General features: G+C 63.7%; 9 protein-coding genes, 3 rRNA genes and 2 pseudogenes. 2 read left to right on the top strand and 12 right to left on the bottom strand.

The window, feature by feature from the left end; genetic code table 11:
* Position 1: 1 nt before the first annotated feature.
* Positions 2 to 268 (bottom strand): hypothetical protein, encoded by a 267-nt coding sequence (locus OHB26_RS36090; protein WP_330181730.1) that lies wholly within the window; start codon positions 266 to 268, stop codon positions 2 to 4.
* Between the two features lie 302 nt (positions 269 to 570).
* Here OHB26_RS36090 and OHB26_RS36095 point away from each other — a divergent pair, with 302 nt between their 5' ends.
* Entirely contained in the window at positions 571 to 1,329 is a 759-nt protein-coding gene (locus OHB26_RS36095) for a class I SAM-dependent methyltransferase (RefSeq protein WP_330181731.1), read from the top strand.
* 188 nt (positions 1,330 to 1,517) lie between these two features.
* On the opposite strand, the gene OHB26_RS36100 is transcribed toward OHB26_RS36095, so the two are convergent.
* The 8 genes and pseudogenes from OHB26_RS36100 to OHB26_RS36135 form a co-directional block, all read right to left on the bottom strand.
* Positions 1,518 to 2,426, bottom strand: coding sequence for an HAD-IIA family hydrolase (locus OHB26_RS36100; RefSeq protein WP_330185886.1), 909 nt, complete (start codon positions 2,424 to 2,426; stop codon positions 1,518 to 1,520).
* Positions 2,427 to 2,727: 301 nt separating this feature from the next.
* Positions 2,728 to 3,720: pseudogene (locus OHB26_RS36105) on the bottom strand (hypothetical protein); the annotation flags it as partial.
* A 1,334-nt stretch (positions 3,721 to 5,054) separates the two neighbouring features.
* Positions 5,055 to 5,171, bottom strand: a 5S ribosomal RNA gene (gene rrf, locus OHB26_RS36110).
* Between the two features lie 125 nt (positions 5,172 to 5,296).
* A 23S ribosomal RNA gene (locus OHB26_RS36115) occupies positions 5,297 to 8,414 on the bottom strand.
* Positions 8,415 to 8,717: 303 nt separating this feature from the next.
* Positions 8,718 to 10,236, bottom strand: a 16S ribosomal RNA gene (locus OHB26_RS36120).
* Together the 16S, 23S and 5S rRNA genes form the textbook arrangement of a ribosomal RNA operon.
* 542 nt (positions 10,237 to 10,778) lie before the next feature.
* The gene (gene tyrS / locus OHB26_RS36125; protein WP_442942792.1) at positions 10,779 to 12,068 is read right to left on the bottom strand and encodes a tyrosine--tRNA ligase; all 1,290 of its coding nucleotides are present in this window, start codon (positions 12,066 to 12,068) and stop codon (positions 10,779 to 10,781) included.
* A gap of 230 nt (positions 12,069 to 12,298) precedes the next feature.
* A complete protein-coding gene (locus OHB26_RS36130) occupies positions 12,299 to 12,736 on the bottom strand; it encodes a DoxX family protein (protein WP_330181732.1) in 438 nt (145 codons plus the stop codon).
* Positions 12,737 to 12,873: 137 nt separating this feature from the next.
* Positions 12,874 to 13,542 carry a FadR/GntR family transcriptional regulator gene (locus OHB26_RS36135; RefSeq protein ID WP_330181733.1) on the bottom strand — a complete coding sequence of 223 codons (669 nt, stop codon included), beginning with the start codon at positions 13,540 to 13,542 and terminating at the stop codon, positions 12,874 to 12,876.
* A 215-nt stretch (positions 13,543 to 13,757) separates the two neighbouring features.
* On the opposite strand from OHB26_RS36135, the gene OHB26_RS36140 reads away from it, so the two are divergent.
* Positions 13,758 to 15,107, top strand: a complete 1,350-nt coding sequence (locus OHB26_RS36140; protein WP_442942793.1) for a 2-isopropylmalate synthase — start codon at positions 13,758 to 13,760, stop codon at positions 15,105 to 15,107.
* A gap of 135 nt (positions 15,108 to 15,242) precedes the next feature.
* Here the strand turns inward: OHB26_RS36140 and OHB26_RS36145 are convergent.
* The 3 genes and pseudogenes from OHB26_RS36145 to OHB26_RS36155 all read right to left on the bottom strand — a co-directional run.
* Positions 15,243 to 15,665, bottom strand: a pseudogene (locus tag OHB26_RS36145) (Clp protease N-terminal domain-containing protein); the annotation flags it as partial.
* A gap of 91 nt (positions 15,666 to 15,756) precedes the next feature.
* Entirely contained in the window at positions 15,757 to 16,380 is a 624-nt protein-coding gene (locus tag OHB26_RS36150) for a DNA-3-methyladenine glycosylase (RefSeq protein ID WP_330181734.1), read from the bottom strand.
* 64 nt (positions 16,381 to 16,444) lie between these two features.
* Positions 16,445 to 16,768: a DUF3761 domain-containing protein gene (locus OHB26_RS36155; protein WP_330181735.1), complete on the bottom strand. Its 324-nt coding sequence runs from the start codon at positions 16,766 to 16,768 to the stop codon at positions 16,445 to 16,447.
* Between the last annotated feature and the right edge of the window lie 17 nt (positions 16,769 to 16,785).

Below are 16,785 nucleotides of genomic sequence, written 5' to 3' on the forward strand. Positions count from 1 at the left end.
CCTAGATCTTGTCCACCGTTGCCAGCGCCCGCACCAGCACATCGTGCGCCTGCTCCAGAATTTTGGCGCGGCGCACCATATCGGTGCCATCGGACGCCGCGTCCCGCGCGCCCGCCGACAATTCGGCCAGCAGCGCGTCCACCTCCGAGCGCACCCGCGCCGGATCGGCGAACTCCTGATTCGCACCCGCCAAATGCTGCCCGGGCAACGGCATCCCCGGACGGGGTCCCGGCGCGGGAGACTGCGGATAAGACGTGGGCATACTCATCGTGGGACCAACGCTACCCGAACTCGCATTCGAACAGTATCCAGCCCACAAGGTTCATTTCGTGTCCGCCCACGCACCCCGGCTTCAGCACGACGGGCCGCGATCCGGCGGAGACACGGGGCCGATCAACTCGTCGGCGGACATCTCTCGCACCTGCGCGATGCCGGGCATCGGTCGTCGGTGACGCGTCGGCTGGATTTCGTCCGCGGCGATCTCCCCAGCAAGGGCAGCCTCATCGAAGTAACGGTCGGTGGAGCCACAGCTGCGGAAAATCGGTGGACTCGACTGGCAGAATCGGGCAAATGGACCGCAACTTCGAGGAGCTGATCGCGGAGGCGGATACCGTCTCCGTCGCGGGATGGGACTTCTCCTGGCTGGCGGGACGAGCCGCCGAGAAGCGTCCGTCCTGGGGTTATCAGCGGCAGCAGGCGGGGCGCTTGGCCACCGCGCGGGCGGCCCTGGATATACAGACCGGGGGCGGCGAGGTGCTCGCCGAGGCCGAGCACTTTCCGCGCACCATGGTCGCCACCGAATCCTGGCCACCGAATCTGGCCAAGGCGACCCGGCTGCTGCATCCGCGCGGAGCGGTGGTGGTGGCCGATCCGGACGAGCCACCGCTGCCGTTCGCCGATGAGGCGTTCGATCTGGTGACGAGTCGGCATCCGGCCACCATCTGGTGGGAGGAGATCGCGCGGGTACTCGAACCGGGCGGGGTGTACTTCGCACAGCATGTGGGGCCCGCGAGCGTCTTCGAACTCGTCGAATACTTTCTCGGGCCACAGCCGGAGGCACGCAAAGGGCGCGATCCGGAGATCGAGGCGACCGGGGCGCGCGCGGCCGGGCTGGAGATCGTGCAGACGCGCACGGAGCGACTTCCCATGCGGTTCAACGATATCGGGGCCGTCGTGTACTTCCTGCGCAAGGTGATCTGGATGGTGCCCGGATTCACCGTGGCGCAGTATCGGGATCGACTGCGTGAGCTGCACGAGGAGATCACCGCGAACGGGCCGTTCGAGGCCAACTCGGCCCGCACGCTCTTCGAGGCGCGAAAGCCCAACTGAGGCTTGATACTTCGGTCGGGCGGTACGCCCGGCCGAAGTGTGGATTCCGGCCAGAAGCATGCCGGGATGACAGGGGAAGCGTCCGCCGGATAACGGGGGGAAGCGTCCGCCGGATTACGGGGAAGTACCTGCCGGCGGATGACGGCGACATACGCCGGCCGGGCGGCGGGTTCATCGCGCCCGGGAGATCAGTCCTTGGCGGCGGGCGGGGCGGAGATCGCGATGGCGCGGCCGGGGTGCTTGGCCAGCAGGGCCGTGATCACCTCGGCGATATCGCCGTCGCCGGGGGTGACGGGGGCGGTATCGGCGATCGGATGGTTCAGGGCGTCAAGGGATTCCGCGATGTACGTCGGGAGGTGCTCGACCGGCTGGGAGCGCAGGTCCGCGAGGGTGCTCACACCGGTGAGGACCATGAAGGACTCCAGGCCGACACAGTGCGCGCCGTCGATATCGGTATCGAGGCGATCTCCGACCACCAGCGCATCGCGGGTTCCGGCGCGTAAGAGCGCGTCTTCCAGCAGTGGCGCATAGGGTTTGCCCGCCACGATCGGCTCACGCGCGGAGGCGGTGCGCAGGGCCGCCACCATGGAGCCGTTGCCCGGTGCCAGACCACGCTCGTTCGGCAGGGTGGCATCGGTATTCGCGGCCACCCAGAGGGCACCGCCGCGCAGCGCGTAGGCGGCTTCGGCCAGGTCGGGCCAGGCGGTCTCGGGGGAATGGCCCTGGACGACCGCGGCCGGCGATACCCCGTTGAAGCGGCGGATCGGTTCCAGGCCAACCGCATTCACCTCGGCGGCCAGATCATCGGTGCCGACGATGAGCACCGTCGAACCGGGCTCGAGTCGAGCGGCCAGCAGGTGAGCGGCGGCCTGGGCGCTGGTGACGACCTCGTCTTCGACAGCGCTGTAACCGATTTCGCGCAGATGCACCGCGACGGCGGCGGCCGAGCGGCTGGCATTGTTGGTCACGTAGACCAACTGCTGCGCACCCGCGGCCGAAAGCGCTTCCGGCGCACCCGGAATCACCTCGGGCCCGCGATACAGCGTGCCGTCCAAATCCAACAGTAGTGCGCCGAATCGATCCCGTAGCCGCATGATGCCGCCCCTCTTCCAAGTTCCGAGCCGTCACATACAGGTCGGCCGCCCCCATCTGGGGACGGCCAGCCTACTAGGCCGAGGTCACAGCCTGTCTTCGTACGCCGAACACCTCGGCCGGTTACTACTTCTTGTTATCGCCGTCCGCGACGTCGCCGTCCTTGTCGGCGACGAAGTCGTCTTCGTCATCCTCCGCGTCGGCGTCCTCGTCATCCTCGGTACCGTCCTCGACCTGGGCGGTCCAGTCCGGCTCGTCGGAGTCGTCCTCGTCCTCGGAAACCTCGGCGGTCCAATCGGATTGGCCCGAACCACCCTCGGCCAGATCCGCGGCGCGGTCCTCGGCGTCGGTCTCACCCTCGGCATCGGCGGAGGCGGCGTTCATGAACCAGGTCAGCGCCTCTTCGCGGCGACCGGCGGCCAACAGGGCCTCGGCATAGGCGTAGAACAGCCGGGCCGAGGCCGATCCGGTGCGCGCCGGGTCGAGCTCCGGGGTCTGCAGGGTGACCACGGCCTGGTCGTACTGACCCAGATCCATACGCGCGCCCGCCACGACAATGCGCAGCTCGGTGGCCTCATCGCCCTTGAGCAGCCGGGCCTCATCGCTGCGACCCAACTCGATGGCGCGCTCGGGACGACCCAGACCACGCTCACAGTCGGCCATGACCGCGAGCAGCCCGGAACCACCGGACATACGCCGCGCGGTGCGCAGCTCGGACAGCGCCTCGGCCCACTCACCCGCGTGGTAGGCCGCGACACCGGCGGTTTCGCGCACCACGGCGATACGACCGGCGCGCTGACGAGCGGCACGGGCATGTTCGAGCGCCAACTCCGGATCCTCATCGAGCAGCTGCGCCACCATGATCAGGTGCCGGGCGACCGATTCGGCATTGCTCTTGTCCAGGCTCAGCAGATCGCGGCGTACCGCCGGATCGAGATCGGCGGCCTGCACCTCATCGGGCAGCTCCGGCTCATCCGGGCGACCCGTCCGACGCTCGCCACCCCGGGCGCCGGGACCACGCGCGCCTTCGCCGCCACGCCGACGATCCGAATCGTCGCCGAAGGACCGCTCGGGACGCTCCGCACGCTCGGGCTTCTCGAAACGCTCCGGCTTCTCCGCACCTTCGATGCCTTCGACCTGGTCGAAACGCTCGGACTTGGGTGCGCTGTCTGACTTGTCGAACCGCTCGCGAGCCGGGCGGTCACTGCGCTCGGGGCGATCGCCACGATCACGGTTGAAACCGCCGCCGGAATTGCCACGATCGCCGAAACCGCTGCGGCCGAAGCTCTTTCGATCATCGCGCTCGCCGCCCCGGCTATCGCGGTTGAAGTCACGGCCACCCTCACGCGAGGAACCGCCACGGCTGTCACGATCGCGGTTGAATCCCCCGCGCTCGCCGCCACGACTGTCGCCACCACCGCTGCGGTTGAATCCACCACGGGAATCGCCACGGCTGTCGCCACCACGGTTGTCACGATCCCGGTTGAATCCACCGCGCTCGCCACCACGACTGTCGCCACCGCGATTGAATCCGCCACGATCGTTATCGCGATCGCGGTTGAATCCTCCGCGCTCACCGCCACGGCTATCGCCACCACCGCTGCGGTTGAACCCACCACGGGAATCGCCACGGTTGTCGCCACCGCGATTGAATCCGCCGCGGTCACCGCCACGATTGTCGCTGTCGCGGTTGAATCCGCCACGACTGTCGCCACCACCACGGTTGAACCCGCCACGGCTGTCGCCACCACGGTTGTCACGATCGCGGTTGAATCCCCCGCGCTCGCCACCGCGGCTGTCGCCGCCGCGATTGAATCCGCCGCGATCGCCTTCACGCCGCTCGCCGCCCCGGAAACCGCCGCGCTCGTTGTCGCGACCCTCACTGCGATTGAATCCGCCGCGGCTGTCGCCGCCACCACGGTTGTATCCACCCCGGTTATCGCTGTCACGGTTGAACCCGCCGCGCTCACCGCCACGGCTGTCGCCGCCACCGCGGTTGAAGCCACCGCGACCACCGGAGTTGCTGTCATTGTCGCGGTTGAAGCCGCCACGATCGTTGTCCCGGCCCTCGCCGGAGCGATTGAATCCACCACGCCCGCCGCTGTCACCGCCACGGTTGAATCCACCGCGCTCGCCACCGCGAGAATCGGAGCTGCCGCGGTTGAATCCGCCGCGCTCACCATCACGGTTGTCGCGGTTGAAGCCGCCACGGCCGCCGCTGTCGCCACCTCGGCCGGAACCACCACGACCACCGGCATTGTCGCGGCCACCGTTGTAGCCGCCGCGCTCGTTATTGTCGCCGCGGCCCGCGTTATCGCGACCACCGCGGTTGAATCCGCCCTCCGGACGATCGGATCCGCCGCTACGGCGGAAAGGTTTGCGGCCGTCGTTATGCTCCGCCACGGTGATCCCTCTCTATAGTTTGCCTGCGGTACCCGGCCGCGGCGCTGGCGCGCGTGACGGTCGGCGGGACGTTTTGTTCCCACCACCACAAATTCAATCACGCACCGCTGAGCCGCCAAGCGGCACCGGGTCGTATCCCGGCTCGTCTATCCGACCGTATTGCTCTCGGGCTACCAAACGTGAAAACCACGAAGGCCCCCAGCATATGCTGAGGGCTTTCGGGAATGATGTTCCGGCGGTGTCCTACTCTCCCACACCCTGTCGAGTGCAGTACCATCGGCGCAGGTGGCCTTAGCTTCCGGGTTCGGAATGGGACCGGGCGTTTCCCCACCGCTATAGCCGCCGTAACTCTATGAAACTATGCACCGCGAGCGGAGCCGAATTCCCTTGCCCCTCACAGGGTTCAGGAGTCCGTCTCAACACACGGCAGTGTGTTGTTTCAGATACCGCACAGTGGACGCGTAGCTTCTTTGTTGGTAAGTCCTCGGCCTATTAGTACCGGTCACCTGCACCCGTTACCGGGCTTCCAGTTCCGGCCTATCAACCCAATGGTCTGTTGGGGGCCTTAACCCCTCGAAGGGGGTGAGAAACCTCATCTTGGAACAGGCTTCCCGCTTAGATGCTTTCAGCGGTTATCCCTTCCGAACGTAGCAAACCAGCCGTGCCCTTGGCAGGACAACTGGCACACCAGAGGTTCGTCCGTCCCGGTCCTCTCGTACTAGGGACAGCCTTCCTCAAGTTTCTGACGCGCGCGGCGGATAGAGACCGAACTGTCTCACGACGTTCTAAACCCAGCTCGCGTGCCGCTTTAATGGGCGAACAGCCCAACCCTTGGGACCTACTCCAGCCCCAGGATGCGACGAGCCGACATCGAGGTGCCAAACCATCCCGTCGATATGGACTCTTGGGGAAGATCAGCCTGTTATCCCCGGGGTACCTTTTATCCGTTGAGCGACACCGCTTCCACTTGCCGGTGCCGGATCACTAGTCCCGACTTTCGTCCCTGCTCGACCTGTCGGTCTCACAGTCAAGCTCCCTTGTGCACTTGCACTCGACACCTGATTGCCAACCAGGCTGAGGGAACCTTTGGGCGCCTCCGTTACATTTTGGGAGGCAACCGCCCCAGTTAAACTACCCACCAGGCACTGTCCCTGAACCCGATCAGGGTCCGAGGTTAGAGGTCCAATACGATCAGAGTGGTATTTCAACGACGACTCCACCAACACTGGCGTGCTGATTTCACAGTCTCCCACCTATCCTACACAAACCGTACCGAACACCAATACCAAGCTATAGTGAAGGTCCCGGGGTCTTTTCGTCCTGCCGCGCGTAACGAGCATCTTTACTCGTAATGCAATTTCGCCGAGTCTGTGGTTGAGACAGCTGAGAAGTCGTTACGCCATTCGTGCAGGTCGGAACTTACCCGACAAGGAATTTCGCTACCTTAGGATGGTTATAGTTACCACCGCCGTTTACCGGGGCTTAAATTCTCAGCTTCGCCCTTGCGGGCTAACCGGTCCTCTTAACCTTCCGGCACCGGGCAGGCGTCAGTCCGTATACATCGTCTTACGACTTCGCACGGACCTGTGTTTTTAGTAAACAGTCGCTTCTCACTGGTCTCTGCGACCTCACCCAGCTCGGGCAGCACGTGCCGTCACCAGACAAGGCCCTCCTTCTCCCGAAGTTACGGAGGTATTTTGCCGAGTTCCTTAACCACAGTTATCTCGATCGCCTTAGTATTCTCTACCTGACCACCTGTGTCGGTTTGGGGTACGGGCCGTGTACCAACTCACTAGAGGCTTTTCTCGGCAGCATAGGATCACTGAATTCGCCTCAATCGGCTACGCATCACCTCTCAGGCCATATGAGACACGGATTTGCCTATGTCTCGCCCTACAGGCTTACACCCGGACAACCATTACCGGGCCCAGCTACCTTCCTGCGTCACCCCATCGCTTACCTACTACACCCGGGGTCATGTGCAGCCACGTTCCCTCCACCCGAAGGTGGATAAGACCGCTTTTGGACATTTAGCACAGATGATTCGATATTTGGCGCGGATACACGGGTACGGGAATATCAACCCGTTGTCCATCGACTACGCCTGTCGGCCTCGCCTTAGGTCCCGACTCACCCTGGGCGGATTAACCTGGCCCAGGAACCCTTGGTCATTCGGCGGACGAGTTTCTCACTCGTCTTTCGCTACTCATGCCTGCATTCTCACTCCCATGGCCTCCACGGCTGGATCACTCCGCCGCTTCCCTGGCCACAGGACGCTCCCCTACCCATCCACACTCCTGGCCCGAAGGCGGGATAATGTGTGAATGCCGCGGCTTCGGCGGTGTACTTGAGCCCCGCTACATTGTCGGCGCAGGATCACTTGACCAGTGAGCTATTACGCACTCTTTCAAGGGTGGCTGCTTCTAAGCCAACCTCCTGGTTGTCTTCGCGACCCCACATCCTTTTCCACTTAGTACACGCTTAGGGGCCTTAGCCGGCGATCTGGGCTGTTTCCCTCTCGACTACGAAGCTTATCCCCCGCAGTCTCACTGCCACGCTCTCACACACCGGCATTCGGAGTTTGGCTGACTTCGGTAAGCTTGTGGGCCCCCTAGGCCATCCAGTAGCTCTACCTCCGGTGTGAAACACGTGACGCTGCACCTAAATGCATTTCGGGGAGAACCAGCTATCACGGAGTTTGATTGGCCTTTCACCCCTACCCACAGCTCATCCCCTCAGTTTTCAACCTAAGTGGGTTCGGGCCTCCACGACGTCTTACCGTCGCTTCACCCTGGCCATGGGTAGATCACTCCGCTTCGGGTCCATAGTGTGCGACTAACTCGCCCTATTCGGACTCGCTTTCGCTACGGCTACCCCACACGGGTTAACCTCGCCACACACCGATGACTCGCAGGCTCATTCTTCAAAAGGCACGCCATCACCCCACACAACAAGTTGCGAAGGCTCTGACGGATTGTAAGCGCACGGTTTCAGGTACTATTTCACTCCCCTCCCGGGGTACTTTTCACCTTTCCCTCACGGTACTAGTCCGCTATCGGTCACCAGGTAGTATTCAGGCTTATCGGGTGGTCCCGACAGATTCACAGCAGATTTCACGGGCCCGCTGCTACTCGGGAGTTGCTCACGAGAGCCGTTGAGTTTTCGTCTACGGGATTCTCACCCTCTACGACGGGCCGTCCCAGGCCACTTCGACTAACACAACGGTTTCTGACTCTCGCCCGATTCGGCAGAATCGGGAAGAACAATCCCACAACCCCGCATGGACAACGCCTGCCGGCTATCACATCCACACGGTTTAGCCTCTTCCGCTTTCGCTCGCCACTACTCACGGAATCACTGTTGTTTTCTCTTCCTGTGGGTACTGAGATGTTTCACTTCCCCACGTTCCCTCCACACCACCTATATATTCAGTGGCGGGTAACACGACATCACTCGTGCTGGGTTTCCCCATTCGGAAATCCTCGGATCTCAGCTCGTTTGACAGCTCCCCGAGGCTTATCGCAGCCTACTACGTCCTTCATCGGCTCCTGGTGCCAAGGCATCCACCGTACGCTCTTACACACTTACTAACAAAGATGCTCGCGTCCACTGTGCAGTTCTCAAACAACACACCCGCATCGAATCGCATTTCACAGGACCGGACCGAAGCAAGCTTCGCGGTATCGAGGAAGATCCGAGCGGATCGTTATCTTGCCTGGAAAGAAAGACTTACGTCTGTTCTTTCAGGACCCAATAGTGTGTCGGTATATCCCCGAAGGGAGTTAGTCAGTGTTCCACCCATGAGCGTCCGCCGGACTACATTCGAGTCCGAAACGGTCTCTGCCAGAACCACTCTCACCTCTGTGAGGGGCATCTGGAGATGTGCTCCTTAGAAAGGAGGTGATCCAGCCGCACCTTCCGGTACGGCTACCTTGTTACGACTTCGTCCCAATCGCCAATCCCACCTTCGACGCCTCCCTCCCACAAGGGGTTAGGCCAGCGGCTTCGGGTGTTACCGACTTTCATGACGTGACGGGCGGTGTGTACAAGGCCCGGGAACGTATTCACCGCAGCGTTGCTGATCTGCGATTACTAGCGACTCCAACTTCACGGGGTCGAGTTGCAGACCCCGATCCGAACTGAGACCGGCTTTAAGGGATTCGCTCCACCTCACGGTATCGCAGCCCTCTGTACCGGCCATTGTAGCATGTGTGAAGCCCTGGACATAAGGGGCATGATGACTTGACGTCGTCCCCACCTTCCTCCGAGTTGACCCCGGCAGTCTCTCACGAGTCCCCGCCATTACGCGCTGGCAACATAAGATAAGGGTTGCGCTCGTTGCGGGACTTAACCCAACATCTCACGACACGAGCTGACGACAGCCATGCACCACCTGTACACCGACCACAAGGGGGGCCATATCTCTACAGCTTTCCGGTGTATGTCAAACCCAGGTAAGGTTCTTCGCGTTGCATCGAATTAATCCACATGCTCCGCCGCTTGTGCGGGCCCCCGTCAATTCCTTTGAGTTTTAGCCTTGCGGCCGTACTCCCCAGGCGGGGTACTTAATGCGTTAGCTACGGCACGGATCCCGTGGAAGGAAACCCACACCTAGTACCCACCGTTTACGGCGTGGACTACCAGGGTATCTAATCCTGTTCGCTACCCACGCTTTCGCTTCTCAGCGTCAGTTACTTCCCAGAGACCCGCCTTCGCCACCGGTGTTCCTCCTGATATCTGCGCATTTCACCGCTACACCAGGAATTCCAGTCTCCCCTGAAGTACTCTAGTTCGCCCGTATCGACTGCAAGCTTGGAGTTGAGCCCCAAGTTTTCACAATCGACGCGACGAACCGCCTACAAGCTCTTTACGCCCAGTAATTCCGGACAACGCTCGCACCCTACGTATTACCGCGGCTGCTGGCACGTAGTTGGCCGGTGCTTCTTCTACAGGTACCGTCACTTGCGCTTCGTCCCTGTCGAAAGGGGTTTACAACCCGAAGGCCGTCATCCCCCACGCGGCGTCGCTGCATCAGGCTTTCGCCCATTGTGCAATATTCCCCACTGCTGCCTCCCGTAGGAGTCTGGGCCGTGTCTCAGTCCCAGTGTGGCCGGTCACCCTCTCAGGTCGGCTACCCGTCGTCGCCTTGGTAGGCCGTTACCCCACCAACAAGCTGATAGGCCGCGGGCCCATCTCGCACCAGTAAACCTTTCCACCAAGGAACATGCATTCCCTGGTCGTATCCGGTATTAGACCCAGTTTCCCAGGCTTATCCCAGAGTGCGAGGCAGATCACCCACGTGTTACTCACCCGTTCGCCGCTCGTGTACCCCGAAGGGCCTTACCGCTCGACTTGCATGTGTTAAGCACGCCGCCAGCGTTCGTCCTGAGCCAGGATCAAACTCTCCGTTGAAGACTCTCAATCGCTGCCGAAGCAGTAATTGGAAGAATTAACCAGAGTCCGAAAACCTTGGCAAAATCAAACGCCAGCAAAAGTATTTGCTGACTAAATGTCCGACACAATCTCACGGGGGTGAGAAGCATCGGAACCAATAAATTATTGGCACTGACATTCATCGACACACTATTGAGTTCTCAAAGAACAGGCGCACACAGAACTTCGCGGGCTCTTTGTCCCGGTTAGTCTCTGAGGCAACTTTTCCAGCCTAACGGCCGAGTCCCACCGAGTCAAGCTCGGGGTTCTTGATCGTTTTGCAGGCTGTCAGGCGCTCCTCGTACTACCTCGTTTTCCGGATCCCGTTTCCAGCTTCTGAGCTGGGCGTTTGGCACCCGGTCGGTGTCCGTGTCGCTCTGACCTGGAATAAGTTACGTGGCGGGAAACGGAACGTCAAATCGCCTGGTCACGGGCGTGTCGTCGCAGGTCGCGAGGGCGCGCGCCGGGCCTTTTCCCGACCTGGGCCACCTATTTGTGACCCAGGTCATGAAAAAGCAAGATCAATCGGCTTTGCGGACGCCCGCGAAGTTCTTCTTACCGCGGCGCAGGACCAGCCAGCGTCCATGCAGGTAGTCCGATTCCGACGGAGTCCACTCGAGATCGGAGACGCGTTCGTTGTTCACCGATGCGCCACCCTCATTGACAGCACGGCGTGCCGCGGCGCGACTCTCGGAAAGACCGCTGGATACCAGCAGGTCGACAATCGTCGATTCCGAAGTGGCCTCGGCGACCTTGCCCTCGACCGCGGCCTCGGTGAGCGCGGCGGCGAGGGTCGACTCATTCAGGTCGCGGAGCTCGCCCCGGCCGAACAGCGCCTGGCTCGCCAGCTGTACCGAGCGGGTGTTCTCCTCGCCGTGCACGAGTGTGGTCATCTCCGCGGCCAGGCGGCGCTGCGCCTCGCGGGCGTGCGGGCGCTCGGCGGTCGCGGTCTCCAGCTCGTCGAGCTCCTCGCGGGACAGGAAGGTGAACCAGCGCAGGTAGCGGACCACATCGGCGTCGGCGGTATTCACGAAGTACTGGTACCAGGCGTAGGGGCTGGTCATCTCGGGATCGAGCCAGAGGCTGCCGCCACCGGTGGACTTGCCGAACTTCTTGCCGTCGGCCGAGGTCACCAGGGGAACGGTGAGGGCGTGCACGTGCGCACCGTCGACGCGGCGGTTCAGCTCCACGCCCGCGATGATGTTGCCCCACTGATCCGAACCACCGACCTGCAGCGTGCAGCCGTGATTGCGGCGCAACTGCAGGAAGTCGTTGGCCTGCAACAGCATGTAGGAGAACTCGGTGTAGGACATGCCGTCGCTCTCCAGGCGGCGCTTGACCGTATCCCGAGCCAGCATGACGTTCACCGAGAAGTGCTTACCGATATCGCGCAGGAAGGAGACCGTGCTCAGCGGGCCGGTCCAATCCATATTGTTCGCGATGATCGCGCCGGTGGGCGAGTCGTCGATATCGACGAAGCGCTCCAGCTGCGAGCGGATGCGCCCGGCCCATTCGGCCACGGTGTCGGTCGAGTTCATGGTGCGTTCGCCCACGTCACGGGGGTCGCCGATGAGGCCGGTGGCACCGCCCGCGAGCACGACGGGGCGATTGCCCGCGCGCTGAAAACGCTTGAGCGCCAACAGGGGAACCAGATGCCCGGCGTGCAGGCTCGCCGCGGTGGGGTCGAATCCGGCATAGAGGGTGATCGGCCCCTTGGCCAGCTCCGCACGCAGTGCGTCCAGATCGGTGGACTGCGCGATCAATCCGCGCCAAGTCAGTTCATCAATGATGTCGCCGTTCACTGTGCTCATTCTGCCCTCCGCTTCGCTCCGGGCCTGTTCGCGGCCCCCCCAAGTCTCACTTCTTCCCTCCCTCCGCTCCTCCGCTTCGCTCCCCCGCTCCACTCAGTCCAGAAGCGAGACGGGCCGCGAACGACCGGGTGAGAGTCACCTGTACACAAAAAATCCGCCGCCGATTGCTATCGGCGGCGGATCTGTGAGCGAGGGATTATTCAATTTGCGATCTGCTCGCACGGTGTCCTTCAGTGCTTCACCAGCGAGGTGAAGGTGGCGAAGGAGGCGCGGCGCTCGTAGGCGATCCAGGCGAACATGACCGCCAGGATCAGCGGGAAGGGGGCCAGGGCCGGGGCGTCGAGCAGGAAGATCTGGGTGAGGGCGGCCAGCACGGTGGTGATGGACAGACCCGCGGCGGCCGGACCGCTCAGGCGGGGAACCAGCAGGCCGATACCGCCGGAGACCTCGACCACGCCGGTGAAGTAGCGGAACCATTCGCCCCAGCCGATGGTGCGGAATGCCTCGACCGCGTCGTGCTGGCCGACCAGCTTCGGCAGACCCGAGGCGATGATGAAGAAGAGGCCGAACACGATCTGCAGGGTCCACAGCACCCGGTTGCGGGTCTTGCCGGGGGTGGCCGAGGTGGTGGCGGAGATGGTCTGGGCGGAGGCGGTGATGGCGGTCATGTCGAGTGTCCTTCTGGGGCTTGCGAGTTCGGGGTTGAACTCGGTCATTGGTACAGACGGGGCCCGGTTCGGAAACTCATCGGCGGTGGCGAAGAAATTTTCCAAGATTGTGTTTTGCCTGGTCAGCGCTTGATTCGCTAGCCGAGGGCGACCTTGAGAGCGGTCAGGTGGACGCGGCTGGCGGTGCCGGCGGCCTCCGGCTTGCGCGCGCGGATCGCTACATAGAGGTCTTCGTGCGCGTGCTGGTCGGCGGCCGGGTTCGCGATGGGTTTGATGCGCAGCATCTCCACCATGGCGCGGCGCAGGCGCGGGACGAAGGCATTGAACATCTCGAGCAGGATGTCATTGTGCGCTGCGACGATGACCGTGCGATGGAAGGCGGTATCGGCGTCGACGAGGGCCTCCGCAGAGTCGCCCGCTTCGGCGCGAGCGGTGAGGGCGCGCAGGATGTTTCGCAGATCCGCGGGGGTGCGGCGGTCGGCGGCCAGGGCGGCGGCCTCGGCCTCGATGGCTATGCGGGCCTCGATGACGGCGGTGATGTCGGCACGGCGTAGTACCGCGTCCCAGTCCTCCGCCACATCCAGGGCGGTGACGAAAACGCCCGCGCCCTGGCGGCTTTCGAGCACGCCCTTACCCGCGAGTTCGCGAATGGCCTCGCGCAGGGTGGAGCGGCCGACGCCGAGCTGAGCGGCCAGGGTGGTCTCGCCGGGGAGCCGGTGGCCCAGCTCCCACTCCCCCGCGCGCAGCCGATCGAGTAGCACCTCTGCGGCTTGCGCGGCTAGCGGGTGCCGCTGGACCTGGGACATATCCGTTTCGCCTCGCTACTTGTCTGAGGAGTGAATCCCCTCTAGTCTAAGCCACATGACACAGGGTGTGCTGCTTCTCCTTCTTCGCCGCGGCGGGGTTTGATCGACCGGCACCCCGCCCGCGGGTTGAAGTGCTGCGCCGGTCTGCCTTCCGACGCGAAAGACAGCGAACCGTGTTTACTTCCCAGAACTGGAATCGTCAGCAGCCCTCCCCCATGCCATCGCATCGGTATCGCGATGTGTACGAACGGGTTTCGGTGCCGCTGACCGACCGGCAGTGGCCGTCCAATCGCATTACCGAGGCGCCGCTGTGGGTGCCGGTGGATCTGCGGGACGGCAATCAGGCCCTGACCGAACCGATGGATCCCGATCGCAAGCGGCGGTTCTTCGAAATGCTGGTGGCCATGGGCTACAAGGAGATCGAGGTCGGGTATCCGAGCGCATCACAAGCCGACTTCGACTTCGTCCGGCTGATCGGCAGCGAGGGGCTGGCCCCCGAGGATGTGTCCATCGTCGTATTCACCCCGGCGCGACGGGATTTGATCGAGCGGACCGTGGAGTCGGTGCGCGGGATCACCAATGATGTTGTGCTGCACATGTATTGCGCCACCGCGCCGACCTGGCGGGAGGTGGTGCTGGGTGCGTCCCGCGAGCGGGTGGCGGAGCTGATCATGGCGGGCGCGCGCGACATTCTGGAGCTGGCGGGGGATCTGCCCAATGTGCGGTTCCAGTTCTCGCCCGAGGTGTTCATGCTGACCGAACCGGATTTCGTCCTGGATATCTGCGATCGGATCACCACGCTGTGGGATGCGCGACCGGAGCGGCCGGTGGTGTTGAATCTGCCCGCCACGGTCGAGGTGGCGACTCCGAATGTGTACGCCGATCAGATCGAGTACATGCATCGGAATCTGGCGCGGCGGGACAGCGTCATCCTGTCGGTGCATCCGCACAATGACCGCGGGACCGGTATCGCCTGCGCCGAGCTGGCGGTTTTGGCGGGGGCGCAGCGCGTGGAGGGCTGTGTCTTCGGCAATGGTGAGCGCACCGGCAATGTGGATTTGGCGGTGCTGGCGTTGAATCTGCATGCGCAGGGGGTGAATCCGATGGTCGACTTCTCCGATATCGACCGGGTGCGCGAGACCGTGGAGTACTGCACGCGGCTGCCGATTCACGATCGTCATCCCTACGCCGGGGATCTGGTCTACACCGCCTTCTCCGGGACGCATCAGGACGCCATCAAGAAGGGGTTCGCCGAGCATCGGGCGCGGGCCGAGCGAATGGGGCTGCCGGAGCGTGAAATCCCTTGGCAGGTACCGTATCTGCCGATCGATCCGGCCGATGTGGGGCGATCCTATGATGCGGTGATCCGGGTCAATTCACAGTCCGGCAAGGGCGGTATCGCGTATCTGCTGGAGCAGGAGTACGGGATCGAGATGTCGCGGCGCCGGCAGATCGAGTTCGCCCGGCATGTGCAGGGGTATATGGATCGCATCGGCACCGAGGTTTCCGCGCAGACACTGCGTGAGCTGTATGCCCAGGTGTACGGGGTCGATTCGACGGTGTGATCAGGACTCGCCGGAGGCGTCACCGAGCCGCTGTTCCAGCTCGGTGACGCGATGTTCCAGCGCGGCAAGGCGCTGTTCCGTGACGGAGGCGGCGCGCGGTGGCCGGGCAGCCATGGAATCCGCTGCGGGAGCGTGCAATTCGAGTACCCGAACACGTACCGCGTCGGAGTGCACGTCCATAGTGTTCAGCACCTGCGCGGCCACGCCATGACCTTCGACGATCAGGCCGAGCAGCAGGTGTTCGTCGCCGATCTCGCGGTGCCCCAGCTGGATTGCCTGTTGCAGTGAGATCTGGAGCACCTGTTTGGCGCGCGGGGTGAAGGGGATATGACCGGTGGGCGCGTGTTCGCCTCGGCCGATGATGGTCTCGACGCGGTCGCGGACCTCCTTCAGGTCCACGGCGAGATCGCCGAGCACCCGCGCGGCCACACCCTCGCCCTCGCGCAGCAGTCCGAGGAGCAGATGTTCGGTGCCGATGTAGTTGTGGTTGAGCAGTTTGCCCTCGTCTTGGGCGAGTACGACTACCCGGCGGGCGCGATCGGTGAAACGCTCGAACATGGACGGACCCCCTAGTACGGCTGTGTTCCCCATCCACGGTAGACCGGCTCCCGTCCGGGTTTGCCGAATCGACTGCCGCCGGTCGGGATGCTCAGGCCGGGCGGTCCAGGTGCGGGGCGCGCGGGCTGCGGCGGTAGGCCGAGACCGCGGGGGAATCGGTGAGCCAGAGTCGCCAGGGGCGGTCGGCGGCCAGGCGCACGCCGACCCGGGGTCCGGCGGAAACCGCTGCGGGGTCGTCGATTTCGGGTCCGAGCTGGAGACGGATCGGCGATTTCGGGTCGAAGAGGTCGATTCCGTAGTCGCTCAGGGCGATTCCGAGGGCGCTGCCGACATTGCCCGGACCTTTGGCGAGTCCGGTGTCGGTGCGGGCGGCGGGGCGGCGGGCCCGGGCGTGCTGGTGTCCGGCGATGATCTCGCCCGCGCGAATCAGGACGGCGCTGGCGGTGCCGTCGGGTCCGGTCACCACATTCACGCAGGTGTGCATGCCGTAGCTGAAATAGACGTACAGCACGCCGGGCGGGCCGAACATGACGGCATTGCGCGGGGTGCGGCCGCGGCCGGAGTGCGCGGCGGGATCGTGCCAGGGTCCGGCCGGATCTCCCCCGTATGCCTCGACCTCGACAATGCGCATGCCGACTGGTCCGGACCACAGGGTCGCGCCGAGCAGTCGTCGGGCGGCGAGCAGGGGTTCGACGGCCAGTTGTTCGGCATCCACGACATGCCATTGTTCCCGAGCGCCGTCCCGGACCCCGAGTCGGGACGGCGGACCGGTCAGCGAGTTACAGCCACTTCGATACGCCGCCGTGGTGCGAGCAGGTGCCACGGTGATTCCGGCTGAAGCTGTAGGTGCCGTCGCCACAGCGGGCGGTCGCGCCATTGGGCGCGGTATCCGATTCGGTCGGGCGCTGGACGCAGTTGCCCTGGACGTTCTCGTACTGGCTGGACGGGCAGGCGGTCTCCATGAGGACCGGTGCCGCGCCGGCCGGGGCCGAGGTGAGGGCGGCGGCGCCCAGGACGGCGGCGAACAGGGCGGGCAGGGCGGAGCGCTTTACCAGCGCGGTGGACCGGCCGATCAGGGCGGGTCGGGTTCCCCCAAAACGCATTCGGAATCCTTCTAGCG

The organism is Nocardia sp. NBC_01503, from assembly GCF_036327755.1.
Lineage (GTDB): Bacteria > Actinomycetota > Actinomycetes > Mycobacteriales > Mycobacteriaceae > Nocardia.